The sequence below is a fragment of the uncultured Campylobacter sp. genome (assembly GCF_937980635.1).
Classification (GTDB): domain Bacteria; phylum Campylobacterota; class Campylobacteria; order Campylobacterales; family Campylobacteraceae; genus Campylobacter_B.
The window spans coordinates 1-18234 of sequence record NZ_CALJPG010000004.1; the positions used below are offsets into that span (position 1 = coordinate 1).

Sequence of the window (18234 nt, forward strand, 5' to 3'; positions counted from 1 at the left end):
TTTGTAAAGAACGTAAAGGAAAATGAAGGAGTAGCTGTTGTTGACTTTTTTGCAACTTGGTGTGGTCCATGTAACATGTTAGGACCAGTTTTTGCTCAAGTAGCTGAAGAACAGAAGGACGTAGCTTATTTCGCAAAGGTTGATGTTGATGAAAGTATGGAGTTGGCTCAGGAATTTGGTGTAAGTACTGTACCAACAGTAATTTTCTTCAAGGGTGGTAAGGAAGTTAGCAGAGAAATAGGTTTTATGCCTAAGGAAAAGATTGAATCAATATTAGCTGGACTTAAGTAGTTTGTTCAGTTTATCTGATGATTTGTAAATTTAATATAGGTGAGATTACACATTCGTAGATCTCAAATTAATGGAGGTTATGCATTCAAGAAATAAGTAAATGAAAGCATAACCTCTCTTTATTAGCATAATTTTTTATCTAGTCTAAAATAAGATGATTTGTATTACTATATTTTTAATAAAATGAAAATATAAAATAATTTACTAATATATCTAAAAAAATACTATTAAAATAATGGCAACAAATTCTACCGATAACGTAAGCAAAAAAATATATAAAAAATTTATCCTTCAAATACTTATGAAAGAAGTCAAAATAGATATAAAAATAAAAGCCAATTAAAAATACAAATAGGTATGGCGCCAGAGATACATTAATAAGTTTATTAATAAACAAATTTCTATCGCTACTAGAATTATATATAAAAAATATTATTGAGATCAGAAAAATGCAAGGTAGTATTTTCTTGGTCTTTTTATTTATAAGAAAAATGATGGGCAAGACGGCATAAAATATTAGCTCAATCGAGATTGTCCAAAGCGGCGCATTTATCTCGCCCGTACCAAAAGCCCTGCTGGCTTCAAGATTGTAAAATTGCAAAAAACTAATTTGAGTAAGAAGCCATTTAAAAAAATCAAAGTCAAAATTTAAATCTATAAAAATATATAAAATTACTATACTGATAAAAATATTAACATAAAGCCCCGGGTAAATTCTTAAAATTCTATTTTTAATATAAGTTTTTAAATCTTGATTTTTTGCATAAGACATACTTATTAAAAAACCACTAATCAGAAAAAATACAGTTACACCGCTAAAATTTAATATTTTAGTTACATACCAGGATAAATCGCTTTTATTTACCAAATAATCATTTGCATGAACAAACATAACCTGAAATGCAGCTATCAACCTTAATAAATTAAAATTATTATTCACTATAATATTATTATTCATTGAATGCACCAATTCTCGATAACTTTCCATATCCATTTGAATATAACTCAAATTTACTATAATAAAATTCCCTATTTGCCATATCGATAATCTCCAGGCTGTCCTCTTTTGTTTCAAATTTTCTAATAATTTTTACGCCTTTGTATTCTGCGGCTAGGCTTATAAAATTTTCTCCAAAATCCACCACTTCGCATCTGCACTCCGCAAACATTCCAAATAGTCCTATCGCTCCCTCGCCCCAACTATTTTGTTCCAAATCGTCCACGATCGGCACGTTGTGAGCCTTGACGCTTCGAAATTCATTTCTTCTGCCGAGGAGCGGCGTATAAAGATAGGTGCCGGGATCTCTCGCTATATCCAGCCCGTCTATCCACAACTCGTAGCCCAGCTTGTCGTTGTGCGTATGTCCGCCGTGACCCCTTTGCCCAAGCGGCGTAGCGCAGATGGAAAGATAAAATTTATCGGATTTAAAGATAAAAATTCCACTGTCTGGATAAAATAGATTTTTGATCTCTTGCGAATTTGGAATTTTAAATTCTATGCTTTTTCGGTGTGGCAGTTCGCCAAATTTCACGCCCGAAGCGATCTGGCTTTTGTATGTTTTATCGCTTGCTTGCAGCGTGCGCCCTGCGAGCGAGCGAACAAAACTCCTCTCAAAGCGCATATCATTTTTAAATATCTCATCATCAAAAATTCCGCCCATGCAGCTAATTAGCGTGGAGTGGTTTAAGATATTTTCGTCCCAAAACGGCTCGTTGCCGCCCTCAAAGCCGCTTAAATTTAGATATTTTCGCGCAGCTTGTTCGTTGCTCAAAAACTCGCCGTTTGGGCTAAATTTAAAAAACCTGCCGCTATCGTTATCGCCAAATTGCGGCACTTCGCCGTTTGGCTTTGTGATGTCTGCGGTAAACCTGCCGATTTTATATAGCCTGACTGCGAACCACTGCGGCAGCGCTATTTGTCCGTTTAAAATTTTAAATTCCTGCTCGTTTGGCGACAGGAGTTTTGGCTTTTTGCGCCAAAGCTTTGCGTCGTAATTTTTTAGCGACGAAATTTTTTCGCTTTTTAGACCCAGTATCAAAGCCGCGGCATACGCCATCAGCTCGCCGCTTAGGCGGTGATAGCTCGTAGAACTCTCGAAATTTCCGCCATCTTCGTAAAATTCCTTTTTCATTTCGCGGATGATCTCTTGCACGGCAAACGCCAGCCATGCGTCCGTCTCGCCGCCGCCGTTCAAATACGCGCACGCAAACAGCAGCCCCACGATGTCGCTTAGATAGTGATTTGACGTTAGATGCGGTGAATATTCCAGATTATTTACGATATGAAGCGCATGCTCGTAGACGCTATTTGAAAAGGTCTGCTTGAAATTTTGATCTAAAATTCCGCCCACGTCCATCTGGCAAAACATATCGTAAGCCGCCAGCATATTGGCGACCCTGATGCCCACGTCCATCGTGCAGGTCCAATTTACGCCCATTCTAGGCGGATTGTTGCGGATAAAATCTAAAATTTGGTTTTTAAATTCTTTTAAATTTTGCTCTTTCAGACTCGGATCCACCATAGCAAAAATAGCAAGCTGCGGCAAGTGCTGAAACCTCGCAAGCTCCCACGGCACCTTTATGTCGCTGCCGGGCTTATGAGCTATGCGCTGATCTTTGTACCATTTTTTTTCGCTCCATCGAAAGCCGCTTTTAAAATCCTTTTGCCAATCAATCGGCTCGTAGCCTTCGGGCGCATTCGCAGGCGTCGCGACGTTCATATTATACTTGTAGCCTTCAAGCCCTAGCGCCACGCTATCATAGCTATTTTTTACCCAGCCGCTACCGAGCAGATCAAATTTATGCTCGATGTACATGTTGGATAGATATCTTGCGACATCCGGATCGATATTTGACAGATCGAGCTCTTTTATATTTATGCAGCTAGTTTTTATGATCGGAACGTTACAATTTATGTGAGTATTGCCTAGCACATCGCACATTTTTTGAAATTTATTCTTTGCGATATTTAAAATTTTATCAGCTATTTTTATGGCCAACTCATCAAACGGCATTGATCTAGCTTTTTTAAGATAATAAGAAATTCTACTCATTACCTACGGCCTTTAAAATTTTATCCACATGTTTATCCCACGTGTATTTTTGGATCACTTCATCTCTGGCGCTATCGCCCAGGCGCTGTCTTAGCTCGCCATCATCCACAAGCTCCTTCATGGCAGTCGCTAGCTCGTCTATGTTGCCCGGCTCTACCATATAGGCGGTTTTGCCGTGTTCTAAGATTTTAGACATCTGAGCCATGTCGCTGCATATTATGGCTTTACCTGTAGCCATGTACTCAAATAGTTTAGTGGGGCTTCCGAAAAACTCGCTTCCGTCCGGATTTGGTACGGTGGCATTGATCAGGATATCGCAAGCGCTTAGAAATTTTGCTCCTTGCTCTTGTGGAATCAGGCCCGTTAATACGACGTTTTCTTGCAAATTGAATTCCAAAATATGTTTTTTTACGATTGGCATCCTAACGCCATCGCCTATCATAAAGAGCTTTGCTTTATTTTTATACTCAGGATATTTTTTTAGCAACTTACCAAAAGCCAGAGCTATGTTTTCAGCCCCGTGCCACTGCCCAAACGTCCCTATAAAGCCGATTACGATTTTATTTTCAAGATTATATTTTTGCTTCACATCATCGCATTTTATCTGCGGATTATATTTGCTTGCATCAATACCATTTGGATTGACGATTATTTTGTTTTCATCCACTCCAAATTTTAAAAGAATATTTTTTAGTGCCTCGGACACTACGACTATATGAGCCGCGCTATTTAAATTATATTTTTCTATAGCGGAAACGATAGGAAGTTTGAAAATTTTATAGTAAATGGTTTTAAAAATCCGCTTTAAAAACGTATCGTTATTTTTCCAATTTTTAATTTTCCATACATCAGATGAATTAAATTCCAAAACAAATGGTATATTTTTCTTTTTTGCTATATATGCCCCGCAAAAGCTAAACCCGTTATATCTTTGATATATCGCGTCGGCCTTTAAATTTTTACAATATTTAATTATCTTAAGATTATAAAAAAGCTCAAGCATATCTTTCGGTAAAAGCGGTATTTTTATAGGCTTAACGATTGTGATATATTTGTCTACATCGGGCAAAAAATCGTTTGAAACAACAGATAGCTCGACTTTTTTATCCATAGCATTTATGACACCCGCAGTGTGCCCTACCGAACCGCCCGCCTTTAAGCCAAACCAATAAAGCGTTCTAAGATAGAGGATTTTCATTATATATCGCCCACATGCATAAATTTTAGCCTAAATTTATCTTTTGCATATTTTATCATATCGGCATCGGTGTGTATCGTAGGGGCAAAATCCTCATCGCTCAAGCTCCCCATATCCAAATCCTTTATAGAGGTAAATTTGCACTCCATTTTATCAGCAATACTTGCAAGAAGCCTTTTATATTCATTTATTAATTTATCATTTATACTTATTGTCACGTATTTTTTATCTTTAAAACTATACTTCAAATTTAAAAAATTAAAACTATGTAAAAAAAGCATTATTATGCAATTTTCGGGCATTAGATCTATCGCTTTTAAAATTTCATCCGCACTAGAGCCATATCTAAAATCAAATTTTTGAAAGCTGCTTTTTGTTTTTAAAAAGCCGTAGCGTTTTTGTTTTTCATAAACGCTCACGGGCAGCTGCAATACGCCGTTTTTTTCGGACGCCTTATTTATATAGTCATAATTTATCTTACAATTTCCGTTTTTATAGAAAAACGAGCTATCTATAAAAATACCATTAAATTTTAAAGCCTGTATCGTATCGTCGTTCGCTCCGTACCCGCCGGCCCTATGAACCGAGGCATCTATACCTATCCACTCTTTTATTTTTTGCTTACCAAATTTTATAATTTCTATCTGTTCATCTAAGCTATACTGCCACATAAATTTTCTATTTTTATCGCATCTGCCGGACGGATGAGTATGTAAATTTACGCCGTGTCCACCATGGATGATATCGCCGCATAACCGCTCAAATTTATGCTCGCCATACCTTTCATAAGGATACACATCAATAAAATGTTCCACCGTCGCACCGTATTCGCTTGCCAGATCATTTATAAGCTTTACGCCTACTTCCCTACCCAGGATCTCGCCTTTTATAAAAATCTCAAACGCATCGGACCTATCCGCATGCAATTCGCCAACTTCGGTATCGCAGGTTATTAAAATTTGTTTCATGTACGCTTTTGCCCCAAACGTATATATAGGCTGCTTATTTATTAATATTTCATCAATGATATTCACTGTTTCCATTTTAAAAGTCGCCTTAAAAAATTTTTTAATCTAATTTTTAAACAATATATTTTATATCGATCGGGCTCGTTATCTTCTATGTACCTCATTATATTTACATAATCATTTGTGATAGAATTTATATTACTTGGGGCATCTGCTATTCTGTATAATGCTTGTATATCTTGGTCTGCAAAATACGGATTAAATCCCAAAGTAATCATTATATTATTTAAAGTTGTAGCAGTAAAATAATAATTATGATCTAATGATACTGACTCTAAAAAATAATTATAATACTTATACGTGCTTAACACACCAGGAACGCCTATAAATAAAATAGTATCTTTAGACATAATGCTCTTGATTTTTAATAATTCATTTTCTAAATCAACAAAATGCTCTACTACATGATTTGCAATTATTAAATCAAAGTTATATTTTTTAAGGTTGGCATATATTGAATCTGTATATTTAAAAATACTTATTTTATTACCTTTCGAAAATTCTATATCTTCATCTCTATAATCAAGACCATAAAAATCACAATTTTTATACTGCTCTTTTAACGCAAATGATATACCTGCTGTTCCACAACCTATTTCAAGCACTTTTTTAGGATTATTAATATTGTGTTCTAGTAAAAAATTTAATATATTTTTACCGCGTTGATATTGATAAGAAAAAATTTCTTTCATATCTATATTTCCAACGCATAAATTTAGATAATAGTCGCGATAGAAATTATTAGTCGCATCTTGATCTATTCCATTCGCCCAATAAATTAATCCGCAATTTTTACAAATCACTATTCTTTGTATTATTCCATATTTATTTTTTTCAGATAATATTTTTACATTCTCTTTTTTACATAAGCAACATATTCTACTTAATGATCCCCATTTTGATGTTTTAATCTTATCTTTAATACTATTGGCAGCTATTTGGGCCACATAACTCATATGCCAAAATGCTATATCATCATTACGATATAAATTACTTATCATATACTCTTCTCCTATAAAATAAAATACAACATACTAAAAAACAGAAATTAGATAATATTCTTGATAACATTGCTCCAACGGCATTTAAGTTATAAATCAAGATAAGGTTAAAAATCATATTAGATACGGTAAATCCAATAGATATATGTAGCATATCTCTTCCAAAACCATTAGTCATTAACCAAGAATTATAAGGTTGAACTATCGCTTGTAATATAGTCGCCAAAGAAGCCAATATAAACAATATCAACATACCATGATATGTTGTACCCAAAAAATATATAACACATAACCCAAAAACAAAGACGAGAAAAGCGATAGCCAAAATAAGCAATAAATGGATTGATAACATTTTACCATCTATCCTTTGTCTAAAGAATTTCTTTAAAATTGAACTCGCAAATGAAGAAGCAAGTAAATTTATTGGACTACTTAATGCTAAAGACAACGAATATAACCCTACATCTTTTGCACTAACCCATAGCGCAATTAGAATTTTATCCATTTCAGCACTACCCGTTCCTATTACCCTAGATAAATAGTTATAAAAACCAAAAAATTTATTTTCTCTTTGCAGTAAGATAAAATTTGATTTTAAATTTGTAAAAACTGGCTTTATATTCAAAATACAACAAAAAAAGGAAATTATAGAAATCAATGAAAACGAAATTATATTATTTATAATAGTAATGTTATCTAAAAAAAATAATACTACCAACAAAAGCATAAACGAACTCTTTTGAAATACATAAAAAAAGCTTAAAATTTCTATTTTATTTGCACCTTTTAAAATAAGATCCAAATAAAATGAAACAAAAAAACCAAAGCTACAAAAAGACGATATTCTAAGGATTTTTCCTATTTTATCGTCAAAAAAATTATCTATAAAAAAAGATATAATTAATATTGTTAGTGAAAAAAATAAAAAACAAATTATACAAACTATGAGAGCCAAGCCGAACAACTCTTTTTCTTTTAATGGATCATCATTCTTGATTAATAATCTTGATATACTAACTATGTATCCGAATTCAAAAAATATAGATAGAGACATAATCACAGCTACAGCAAAAGAATAGATCCCGAAATTTGTAACACCCATCGTTTTGGCCATTAAAATATTAGATATAAAAGCACCAGCCATACCAAATATCTGTGCCGTAAATAGAAATAGCGTTTGATGAGCGACTTTTGAGCCAAGTATCTTTTTAAGCATATTTTCTGTCTACCTCTAAAATTTGAAAGCTATCATTCGCCCAACTGATATCTTGATTATTTTTTACGATTACTTTATTCCCCACTAAAGAAAATAATGGTAAATCGCTCCGACTATCACTATAACAAAAAGAATTAAGTAAATCGTAGTCGCTCAGATTTAAATTTTTACTTAATAATTCTAATTTCCCATTCCCTAGGCATTCATCGCCAAGTATTTTTGAAACAAAAATACCACTTTTAAATTCTAATTTTGTGCATATTAAATAATCTATGCCATAATCTCTTGCAAAATATTTCAAATATATATCAAATCCACCAGACACAATTGCGATTATATGCCTCTCTTTTTTATGATATAAAAGTGCTTCAATGACGCATCTATGCAGTCTATTCAAAATAACCTTACTATAAAATTCAGAGCAATATTTATTAATTGTCTCTTCTTCAATACCATAAAATACCTGCATTAAATTTTCTTTATATTCTTTACTATTCGATGGCGGTATTTTATTGATTTTTCTCATAACCTTTGCATATATTCTCTTATATAGTGGTAATTTGGACTCTAGAAAATTCAAAAAAAATGTAACTGATTGACCATCAAAAATAGTATCACAAAAGTCAAAAATAGCTAATATGGGCTTATTCAATATCGTCCTTGAAAATGCCCTTAATAGCCTTAACGATGATTTCATTTTCTTTTTGCGATCTAGCGGCAATCCTGATAAATTCGCCGTTTAATCCGATCTTGTCGCTGCAAGTTCTTGTATAGACGCCGTATTTTATTAGCATCTTTGAAACGAAATTTGCGCTAGTACTACCGTCAAGTAGCTCGATAAGAGCGAAATTTGCCATGCTAGGATAAACTTTTATTTGAGGTACTTTTGAAAGTTCGTCAAAAAACTCTTGTGCATGGGCGATATATTTTTTCCTTACTTCTTCGTATTCTTTAAAAAAATCGCTTCTATTGTAAAGCCTAAAAAAGTATTCGCTAAGCCCACTAGAATTCCACAAATATCCGTTTTTAAGGAGTTTTGCGACCTTATATTGATCCATCACTCCATATCCGGCCCTAATACCGGCTATACCGAAGTCTTTAGATAGGCTTTTAATGACGATAACGTTTGAAAACTCCTTAAAAAGCTCGGTGGCCGAAATCAAGCTATATTCGCTATCCTCAAAGGCAAAATGAATAAAACTCTCGTCTATTATGATATTTTTGATCTCTTTAAGATTATTTAAAATAAACCTTAAATCTTTATATTTTATATATCCGCCGTCTGGATTATTCGGATTGATGATTACCACGCTATCTGGATTTTTAAACTTTACGAAATTAATGTAACCTTGAATATCAAGCTTAAAATTTTTGTCTTTATTTAGCTGATAATAAATCACTTCCGTATCGTCTCTTGCAAACTCGTAATAGGATGAAAACGTAGGAATATTTACGACTACACTTTTTTCTACAAAATTATGCATTACGGCTTGAATAACCTCTATTGCGCCGTTTCCTACAAAGATATTTTTACTATCTACGTCTATTGACTTACTTATGACGTCGGCTATTACGCCGTTTTGCGACGGATAAAACTCTAAAACGTCTTTTAGTTTATTCGTATCGATCAAATCTTTTTTTAGGTAATCTAAAAAAAGCTCCGTCGCGTACGGATTAGATAAAAAGCAAGCATCCACTTTAATGTTAAGCTCAGAAAGCTTCTCGCAAATCGTAAAAATACTAGGGCTATGGCTACCAGCGGCATCCTTTAATCTTTTTATTTTAGAAGCGATTTTCTGCTCGTCTAAATTTAACTTTACCATACCAATTCTCCTTTTTGAATCGTTACTTTTGTTTTACCTGTTTTCATATCTCGCCCTATTTGCGGCACCTTTTCTATATTTAGCTTTATATTTCCAAGCCTTCTATAGACTTCGCTAGCTATTAAATTTACGTATTCGCTCGAATCATTATCTAAGACCACTTTTAAGGTTACGCTTCTATCTTTATCTTGAATTATCTGAAACTGCCTTAAACCGCTAAAATTTTTCATCGCGGTAGAAAAATTTGCCGTAGGTATCGCCGTTCCGTCATCTTTAATCAATATATCGTCGCTTCTACCCTCTATCCCTTTAAAAGGAATAGACAAATGCCTACCGCAAGGACAAATCGGCGCTTTACCGTCTAAAGGTATAGCCTTATCGCCGGTATTATATCTAATAAAAGGCATTACGTAGTTATTTAAAGAAGTAGCTATGATTTCATTTTTATCGCTAAGTTCTATTATCCCGTAATCATCATTGTTGTGATAGTTACCCGCCCAGCACTGCTGGACGGTTACCGTTCTTTCATTTTGCCCGTACCAGTCTAAAACGGGCAACCCCCAATACTCCTCGATCGCGCTTCTATATGCAGGCAGTAGCGTCTCAGATGAAGTTACTATGGTTTTTATTTGAGGTATTTTTATGTTTTTTTGCTTTAAAAGTAGCGTAAAAATATATATGGAGCTTGCGTATCCTCTTATTATTTTGGCTTTTGACTTTTCGATAACGGATAAATATAAAGCCAAATTTGACTCGTTAATATGAAACGGGGATAAATACCAATAATCGCCTGAAATTTTATAAAGCGGCTCGCCTGCTTTTGGCGAATACGTCCTTAAAACGATTATCGGATCGCTGCTTTTATAGGTATAATCTTTACCCATACCCCAAGCTCTATTCGCTATAATTTTTTCTATTGCATCGCTTTCATATGGGACTTTAAATTCAAACGGAGCCCCAGTAGATCCTGACGTATGAGATGCTTTTCCGTTAAATTTGATAGAGCAAAAATCTTTAAAATTCTCTTTGATTAATTGCTTATTTATAACCGGAAATTTTTTCAATTCGTCTAAGCTAAAATTTTCAAAATCTATTTTTAAATCCAAATTTTTATAAAAAGGCACGAAATCAACCGCTTTTTTTACTATATCTTTTAGCTTCTTAGTCCTAATACACCCTATCTCTTCTGCGCTTCTCCACTGAAATTTATCATATTCGCTAAAATTTCTTTTGATAAAAATATAATTTTTGATTTTGCTTTTTATCTTTTTGCAAATTTGACCGGTCATAAATTTAGCCTTTTATATCAAAAATGAAATCTCCGTCGTCTGCACCATATCCCAAAGCTCTATCGGCCAGCTTTTGCCTTTTTTTAGAGCCCCAAATAGCACCTCGAGCTCTTCGAGCTGTCCTTTTTGGCTTACGTTTGTTGAAATTTCTTTCACCCCCACCCCGTATCCTTTTAGGCTTTTGTAATCGTCCAAAACGATGCTCTTGCCGTCGAAATGGATCTCCATAAATTCCTTACTTAGCTCCTTGCTGCCGTTTGAGAAATACTCGATATTGGCCACCGAGCCGTCTTTGTATTTTAAGACGATAGATTTATTATCCTCGGCGCTATATTTTTCATTGCTCGGCGTGATCGCCTGCGAAAATACGCTCTGTATCTCGCTTCCCGTTAGTGCCGTCATCAGATCTATTATGTGACACGCTTCGCCAACCATCCTACCGCCGTTTTCATGCACCCAGTGATCCATCGGTATGTAGCCCGCGTTCATTCTATATCTAATTATCATCGGATTTATTCTAGCGCTCGTGCGCTTTTTTATCTCCTGCGCGTAAGCGCTAAATCGCCTGTTAAATCCTACGAATAAAAGGGGCTTGTCGCCTCCACCTTCGTAAAATTTCTTTATCTTTTCAAGCTCGTCTTTATTCGTCGCAAGTGGCTTTTCTACAAATACGTTTTTGCCCGCTTCAAGCGCCTTTAAAGTAAACTCCGCATGGCTATCGTGCCTTGTAGATATTATCACAAGATCGACGTTTTTATCATTTAAAATATCGTCTAAATTTGAAGTAGCGTAGTTCGCTCCGTATTGCTGCGCCACCGCCTTTGCCTTATGCCCGCTTCGGTTCATGATCGCGTAAATTTTATATTTATCCGTAAGCTTTGAGACATTAGGCAGGTGCATCCCGGTAGCAAATCCGCCGACTCCGACGAACGCGACGTTTATCACATCCCTGTTTACGGGTATAGAATTTATAATGATTTTTTTGTTGTGATTTAGATAGCTATCAAGCTCAGTTAAATTTGCCTCGCCGTAGTCAAGCAAAACCATAAGCGGCTTGTTCTGCGAAGTCTGCAGCGACTCAAACGCCTCCGTTACCTGCTCGATAGGATATTTCGCGTCTATGAGCTTATCCAGCTTGATCAAATTTTCATTTACCAGCCTTAGATACTCGCTCATATTTCGATTTTCGGTCCATCTGACGTAGCTAAACGGATAATCAAGCCCCTGCTCTTCGTAGCTCTTGTCGTAGCGACCCGGTCCGTAGGAAGTAGAGATGAGAAAATCAAGCTCCTTTTTATACATATCCTCTCTATTTATCTGCATGCCGGCAACGCCTACGAGCACCACTCTGCCCTTCTTCTTGCACATCTGAAAACTTTGCGATAGCGGCTCGCTACTGCTCGTAGCAGCAGTAAATAGCACGCCGTCAGCGCCGTATCCGCCGCTCCAAGACGAAACGACGTCTAGCAAATTTTCCTTTGAAGGATTGATAATTAGCTCGGCGCCGTATTCCTTTGCTATCTGTAAGCGCCTATCGTCAAAATCGCTAACCGCAACCCTAACGCCTGAAATTTTAAGCATCTGCACCGCAAGAAGCCCTAAAATCCCAGCTCCCACGACTACGCAGGTCTCGCCCAACCTTAGATCGATCCGCCTAACGCCTTGCATCGCTATGCCACCGAGCGTCACGGTGCAAGCCCGCTCAAAGTCCATATCCTGCGGCATTTTCATAACTAAATTTTTTGGCACGTCTACGTATTCTGCATGGTTCGCAAGCCCTGCACCGGCTGCAGCAACGCGCTCTCCGACTTCAAAATTTGAAACGCCCTCTCCGACCGCTATGACGACGCCGCTAAGCGAATAGCCGGTCGGGCTTCCGCTATCAAGCTTGCCCTTTACCTTTGCATAGACGCTGGCTATGCCGTCTGATTTCACCATATTGATGACTTTTTTTACATTCTCCGGCTGCTCCAAAGCCCTTCTGATCAGGCTTTTGCCGCTATTTGATACGCCGCTTATCTCGGTGCCCGCCGATATGCAGCTATTTACTACTTTTATAAGAACGCACCCCTTTGAAACGCTCGGAGCGGGGATCTGTTCTGCTAAAACCTTACCTTTTTTAACTATTGCTTGTATCATTAAACATACCTTGAAAAATATTAAATATTAGTATTTCGCACGCCGCAAAAATCCAAAACTTCTTTTTCTATTTTTAGCCCTTTAAATTCCTTGTGTCCGACTAAAAATACGATAATGTCCGAAATTTCAATAGCCTTTTTATAATCCACTATCTCAAAATCTTTGTGAGCCTTGATATTGGGCTCTACGGCGATCACATCGACGCCGTCTGCGATCAGGCACTTGGTTATATTTAGCGCAGGCGATTCCCGCAAATCGTCGATGTCGGGCTTAAAAGCAAGCCCCATACACGCGACTTTGGGCCTTTTGCCGTTTTGCAGCTCAAATTTTAAAGCGGCGTTTTTGATTTTTTCAATACACCATTCAGCTTTGTGATCATTGACCTCTCTTGCGGATTTGATCAGCCTCGCTTCATAGCCGCCCGCATGGACGATAAACCACGGATCGACCGCTATGCAGTGCCCGCCTACGCCGCAACCCGGGTTTAAAATATTAACTCGCGGATGGCGATTTGCTAGCGAGATAAGCTCCCAGACGTTAATGCCGAATTTATCGCACAAAATGCTAAGCTCGTTTGCAAAGGCTATGTTTACGTCACGGAAAGAGTTCTCTGTAAGCTTTGACATCTCTGCAGTTTTTGAGTCAGTCTGTAAAACTTCGCCTTCTACGAATTCTGCGTAAAATTCCGCTATTTTTTTAGTAGCAATTTTTGTAGTTCCACCCACGATCCTATCGTTTTGGGTGAGTTCTTTCAAAATTTTACCGGGCAAAACTCTCTCAGGGCAATGAGCGATATAAATTTTAGAAATATCAACACCGCCATTTTTTAAAATTTCACCTATTTTTTCGGTAGTACCTACCGGTGAAGTGGATTCTAAAACGACCATATTATCGTCTTTTACATAAGATATTATCGATTTTGCCGCACTTATGACGTAGTCGATATTTGGCACGTATCCGTCGCGAAAAGGGGTCGGAACAGCTATGATAAAAACGTCTGCGAAATCAGGCTTAACGTCTGCTTTTAAATTTCCGCTCTGCACTGCTTTTTTAACAAATACGTCAAGTTCCGGCTCGACGATATGAATTTTACCCTCATTGATCGTATCCACAACGCTCTGCACCACATCAACGCCATGGATTTTATATCCCCTATTTGCCAAAAGTGCCGCCGTAGGCAGCCCTATATACCCAAGACCTAAGATGCAAACTTTTTTCATAATATTCCTTTTAAAAATTCCAGTATTTTTTTACAAGCTTTACCGTCGCCATACGGACTTATACTTTTACTCATTTTATCATATTTATCTTTTAAATTTAATAATTTTTGCACCTCTTTTATTATATTTTCGCGCTTGGTGCCGATAAGCTTAACGCATCCTGCCCTTATCCCTTCGGGTCTTTCGGTAGTTTCCCTGATAACTAAAACAGGCTTGCATAGGCTCGGTGCCTCTTCCTGGATGCCGCCACTATCGGTTACTATCAGATATGCCTTGCTCATGAGATAGACGAAACTATCATACTCTAGCGGATCAATTAAAAATATATTCGAAATGCCCGATAAAATTTCTCCCACAGGCTTTCTTACATTTGGATTTAGATGCACGGGGTAAACGATATCGATATTTTCATTTTTTAGCGCTATTTCACGTAAAGCCTCACAAATATTAACAAAGCCTTCTCCGAAATTCTCTCGTCTGTGTCCTGTAACGAGAATAAATTTTCTATCACTAAGCTTATATTTGGAATTTATAAAGGATAAAATTTTATTTTTTAGCAGCTCGTTGTTTTCGATTTTATCTATCGTCCACAAAAGCGCGTCTATTACGGTGTTGCCGCTAACGACTATATTTTTTGAATCTTTGCCTTCTTTTAATAGATTGTCTCTTGCATCGACAGTCGGCGCAAAGTGATATTTAGCTATGAGCCCCGTCATCTGCCTATTTATCTCTTCAGGAAACGGCGAATAGATATCATGCGTCCTAAGCCCCGCTTCAACATGTGCCACGTCGATCTTTTGATAATACGCCGCCAAAGAAACGGCATAAGTAGTAGTCGTATCTCCATGCACAAACACGATGTCCGGGGCATATTCGCTAAATACATCGCGCATACCAAGCAAAACACCCGACGTAATATCGTACAGATCCTGCCCTTGCTTCATTAAATTTAGATCAAAATCAGGCTTTATCTCAAAGAATTCCAAAACCTGATCGAGCATCTGTCTGTGCTGGGCCGTGACGCAAACCTTTACCTCAAATTCCGAGTGCTTTTGAAATTCCTTTATCAACAGAGCCATTTTAATGGCCTCCGGACGCGTTCCAAATACTATCAAAATTTTTATTTTCGTCATAAATTCCCCTATATATCGATTTTTTAACCAAATTTATCGCCGTAATTTTAATTAAATTTTGCTATATAGGCGCTTAACAATACATAAAATCACTTGTTTGTCGTTACTTGGATGGCATAAAATATTCTTCACTTTCAAAGATGGGTAAGATTTATTTTAAATTATCAAAAAATTCCACCGCAAAATCATCAAAAATTTTACCTTTCAAATGTGCTTTGCAAAATTCCACTATGAGCCCGTGAAATAGCGCATACACGTCGTTTTCGTTCTCCAGCTTATCTGCTTTTGCCGCCGCAGCGCAGGGAAAATTAGCGGAATTTACAAACTCATAGATCCGCTCAAATTCCAGCTCGCCTAGCCACGCGTTAAGCTCGTCGTAGCTTTCAAACTCATAGCCCAAAGCCCCGAGTAGCCGCGTCGAATAGCTGTCTGCGACCATCACCGCGCGCTCGCACGCATAGCACAAGATCGCATCGCAGCTCTCCGCACCGATCCCCTTGCGCGCTAGCAGCCACTCACGGCTAACGCCCGATTTAAAACTCTCAAAATCCCCAAAATCCGCGATTATCGCTTTGCAAAGCAAGCTTAGACGTCTCGCTTTTTGGTTATAAAATCCGCTCACTTTAATGATCTTTGCAAGCTCCGCTTCGTCTAGCCCGGCGATCCCCTCTAAGCTCAAAAGCCCCTTGCTACGTAGGTTTTGCAGCGCCGCGTCGGCATTGTGCCACGCCGTATTTTGGATCAAAATCGCCCCCACGACCACCTCAAAGCTTCCAAACCCGGGCCACCAGCGAAAATCCTTAATTTTCACGGCGCGAAAAAGCTCGATAAAAAGCTCGGTCGCGCTCATCTCGCGCCTCCGAAATTTCTGGCGTCGTTTCTAAAATTTCGCGCGGCGACGGCGATTTTTCGCGTGCACTCTGGTGCTGCAATAAAATTTACGCCAAATTTAAATTCGCGCGGCGTATTCATCTGCCGCCTTTTAAATTTGCAAAAAATTCCTCATTAAAGCTTAAGAAAAATTGCTTTGCCGCGCGACCGCTGCGGCTTGCGCGAAGCATCGCAAACTCCCGCGCCTTTGCGTGCAGCGCGTCTAAATTTGCGGCGAAGCTCAAGCGAAATTCCGCCGCACTCATACCTTGCGCAGCCGCAAAATAGGCATCTACGATCCCTAAATACTCCCGCATGCTCCCGCCGTAAAAACTTAGCTGTAGCCCGAAGCGCTCACTCAGGCTGATTCGCTCATTCGCCGCGTCGCTTAGGTGCAGCTCGCCGCGGCTGATCTGCGCGGCGTCGTTATCGCTTGCGCATTCGCCTACGATGTGGCGGCGATTGGATGTCGCATACATCAGCACGTTGCGCGGCGCGCGCTCTAAGGATCCTTCAAGCAGCGGCTTTAGGTGCTTGTAGCCGCTCTCGCCGAGCTCAAAGCTCAAATCGTCGCAAAAGATGATAAATTTAAAATTTGTTTCGCGGATCGCATCGATTATATCCACGAGATAGCCCAGATCGTCCCTGCCGATCTCAATGATCTTAAGGCCTTGCGGGATAAATTTAGAAAAAACCGCCTTTGCAAGGCTTGATTTGCCACAGCCGCTCTCGCCCCATAGCAGCGCGTGGTTGGCGCTGCAGCCGCGCAGAAAGGCATCCGTATTTTTTATAAGAGCCGATTTTTGGCTCTCTAGCCCCACAAGCGCGTCAAGATCGGTAAAATCGATGTCACGGACGATCTTTAGCACCTTTTTGCTCGCACGAAAAACGGCGACCTGTATCGCGCGCCAATCAATCGCGCTAAAATCGCTGAAATAAATTTGCTCGCCGGCACCGCTCTGCGCGCTTTTTAGGACGGCTTGCGGCGCTAAATTTAAACTGCACGCCGAGTCTAAATTTAACTCTTCGCTTATACTTTTGCTCGCGCTTTTTTTGATATTTTCATCGCAAGTTCGCATTTTTTAGCTCCCTTCGCAGATAGATCAAAATTTCGCTTATCACGTCGTCATCGTCGCGCGTCTGCGCCTTTAATCGCACCTTATCGCCGCTTGCAAGGGTTATTAAGATATTTTCGTCCATGCTCGAAATCACGCGCAAACCAAGCTTCGTGGCCAAAACCTTAATCATCATCACGTCGATAAATTGCTTAGTGTAAATGTCTGCGTGCCCGAAGCGATCCTCGATCTCGCCGAAAATTTCAAGCACTTCGCTCGCCTCGGCGCACTTGCTAAGCCGCCTGTAAAGATCTAGGCGCAGGCGATCCTCTCTGATAAATTCCGAGTTCAAAAAGGCGTTTACGGAAATTTTAAGCTCCACGCTCGCAGCGGCGCTCTTTCTGCTTAGCAGCTTGCCGATCTCCTCTTCGAGCATCTTTAGATAAAGCGAGTAGCCGATCGCTTCGATATGCCCGCTCTGCGCCTCTCCGAGTAGGTTTCCGCCGCCACGAATCTCCAGATCGTGATACGCTAGCACCGAGCCGCTACCCAAAAATGAGTTGCTCTCAAGCGCTACGAGCCGTTTTAGCGCGTCCTGCGTAAGAGCGGTTTTATCCTCGATCAAAAAGTAGCAAAAGCCCTGTTTGTTGCTGCGCCCGACGCGACCGCGCAGCTGGTGCAGATCGGCGATACCGAATTTATCAGCGTTTTCGACGATGATTGTATTTACGCGCGGCATATGAATGCCGCTTTCTACGATGCTGGTGCAAAGCAGCAGATCGTATCCGCCCGCTACAAATTTTAAAATTTCATCCTCTGTAGTTTTAGCGTCGATCTTGGAGTGCAAAATTAGAATTTTAAGGCTCGGCAAAATTTCAAGCAGTTTCTTTTCGGCGCTTTGCATCGTCGCGATGTGGT

Annotated in this window: 17 protein-coding genes; 1 reads left to right on the forward strand and 16 read right to left on the reverse strand. The window is 38.6% G+C overall.

Annotated elements, in window-relative coordinates; translation table 11 throughout:
• Window positions 1-291, forward strand: a 291-nt coding sequence (gene trxA / locus Q0460_RS00485) for a thioredoxin (protein ID WP_299083533.1), incomplete at its 5' end; no start/stop codon positions are given.
• Window positions 292-466: 175 nt separating this feature from the next.
• Here trxA and Q0460_RS00490 read toward each other — a convergent pair.
• The 16 genes from Q0460_RS00490 to Q0460_RS00565 form a co-directional block, all read right to left on the reverse strand.
• Entirely contained in the window at window positions 467-1249 is a 783-nt protein-coding gene (locus Q0460_RS00490; protein WP_299083536.1) for an acyltransferase, read from the reverse strand.
• Window positions 1242-3344, reverse strand: coding sequence for an alginate lyase family protein (locus Q0460_RS00495; protein ID WP_299083539.1), 2103 nt, complete (start codon window positions 3342-3344; stop codon window positions 1242-1244). The genes Q0460_RS00490 and Q0460_RS00495 overlap by 8 nt, the downstream gene beginning before the upstream one ends.
• Window positions 3337-4542 (reverse strand): glycosyltransferase family 4 protein, encoded by a 1206-nt coding sequence (locus tag Q0460_RS00500; protein ID WP_299083542.1) that lies wholly within the window; start codon window positions 4540-4542, stop codon window positions 3337-3339. The genes Q0460_RS00495 and Q0460_RS00500 overlap by 8 nt, the downstream gene beginning before the upstream one ends.
• Complete coding sequence (locus Q0460_RS00505; RefSeq protein WP_299083545.1) at window positions 4542-5510, reverse strand: hypothetical protein; 969 nt, start codon at window positions 5508-5510, stop codon at window positions 4542-4544. The genes Q0460_RS00500 and Q0460_RS00505 overlap by 1 nt, the downstream gene beginning before the upstream one ends.
• Before the next feature lie 62 nt (window positions 5511-5572).
• A complete protein-coding gene (locus tag Q0460_RS00510; RefSeq protein ID WP_299083548.1) occupies window positions 5573-6571 on the reverse strand; it encodes a class I SAM-dependent methyltransferase in 999 nt (332 codons plus the stop codon).
• Window positions 6561-7787 carry an oligosaccharide flippase family protein gene (locus Q0460_RS00515; protein ID WP_299083551.1) on the reverse strand — a complete coding sequence of 409 codons (1227 nt, stop codon included), beginning with the start codon at window positions 7785-7787 and terminating at the stop codon, window positions 6561-6563. Before Q0460_RS00515 ends, Q0460_RS00510 begins: the two co-directional genes overlap by 11 nt.
• Window positions 7780-8439: an HAD-IB family hydrolase gene (locus Q0460_RS00520; RefSeq protein WP_299083553.1), complete on the reverse strand. Its 660-nt coding sequence runs from the start codon at window positions 8437-8439 to the stop codon at window positions 7780-7782. Before Q0460_RS00520 ends, Q0460_RS00515 begins: the two co-directional genes overlap by 8 nt.
• Window positions 8432-9610, reverse strand: a complete 1179-nt coding sequence (locus tag Q0460_RS00525) for a histidinol-phosphate transaminase (RefSeq protein WP_299083555.1) — start codon at window positions 9608-9610, stop codon at window positions 8432-8434. Before Q0460_RS00525 ends, Q0460_RS00520 begins: the two co-directional genes overlap by 8 nt.
• Window positions 9604-10899 carry a hypothetical protein gene (locus Q0460_RS00530; protein WP_299083556.1) on the reverse strand — a complete coding sequence of 432 codons (1296 nt, stop codon included), beginning with the start codon at window positions 10897-10899 and terminating at the stop codon, window positions 9604-9606. Before Q0460_RS00530 ends, Q0460_RS00525 begins: the two co-directional genes overlap by 7 nt.
• Before the next feature lie 12 nt (window positions 10900-10911).
• On the reverse strand, window positions 10912-13038 hold the full coding sequence (locus Q0460_RS00535) for a bi-domain-containing oxidoreductase (protein ID WP_299083558.1): 2127 nt from the start codon (window positions 13036-13038) through the stop codon (window positions 10912-10914).
• A gap of 20 nt (window positions 13039-13058) precedes the next feature.
• Window positions 13059-14258: a UDP-N-acetyl-D-mannosamine dehydrogenase gene (gene wecC / locus Q0460_RS00540; RefSeq protein ID WP_299083560.1), complete on the reverse strand. Its 1200-nt coding sequence runs from the start codon at window positions 14256-14258 to the stop codon at window positions 13059-13061.
• Window positions 14255-15391, reverse strand: a complete 1137-nt coding sequence (gene wecB, locus Q0460_RS00545; RefSeq protein ID WP_299083562.1) for a non-hydrolyzing UDP-N-acetylglucosamine 2-epimerase — start codon at window positions 15389-15391, stop codon at window positions 14255-14257. The genes wecC and wecB overlap by 4 nt, the downstream gene beginning before the upstream one ends.
• 151 nt (window positions 15392-15542) lie before the next feature.
• Window positions 15543-16241: a 3-methyladenine DNA glycosylase gene (locus tag Q0460_RS00550; RefSeq protein ID WP_299083564.1), complete on the reverse strand. Its 699-nt coding sequence runs from the start codon at window positions 16239-16241 to the stop codon at window positions 15543-15545.
• Window positions 16238-16363, reverse strand: coding sequence for a hypothetical protein (locus tag Q0460_RS00555; RefSeq protein WP_299083566.1), 126 nt, complete (start codon window positions 16361-16363; stop codon window positions 16238-16240). The genes Q0460_RS00550 and Q0460_RS00555 overlap by 4 nt, the downstream gene beginning before the upstream one ends.
• On the reverse strand, window positions 16360-17340 hold the full coding sequence (locus Q0460_RS00560; RefSeq protein ID WP_299083568.1) for an ATP-binding protein: 981 nt from the start codon (window positions 17338-17340) through the stop codon (window positions 16360-16362). The genes Q0460_RS00555 and Q0460_RS00560 overlap by 4 nt, the downstream gene beginning before the upstream one ends.
• Window positions 17324-18234, reverse strand: a 911-nt coding sequence (locus Q0460_RS00565; protein ID WP_299083569.1) for a TRCF domain-containing protein, incomplete at its 5' end; no start/stop codon positions are given. The genes Q0460_RS00565 and Q0460_RS00560, both read right to left, overlap by 17 nt.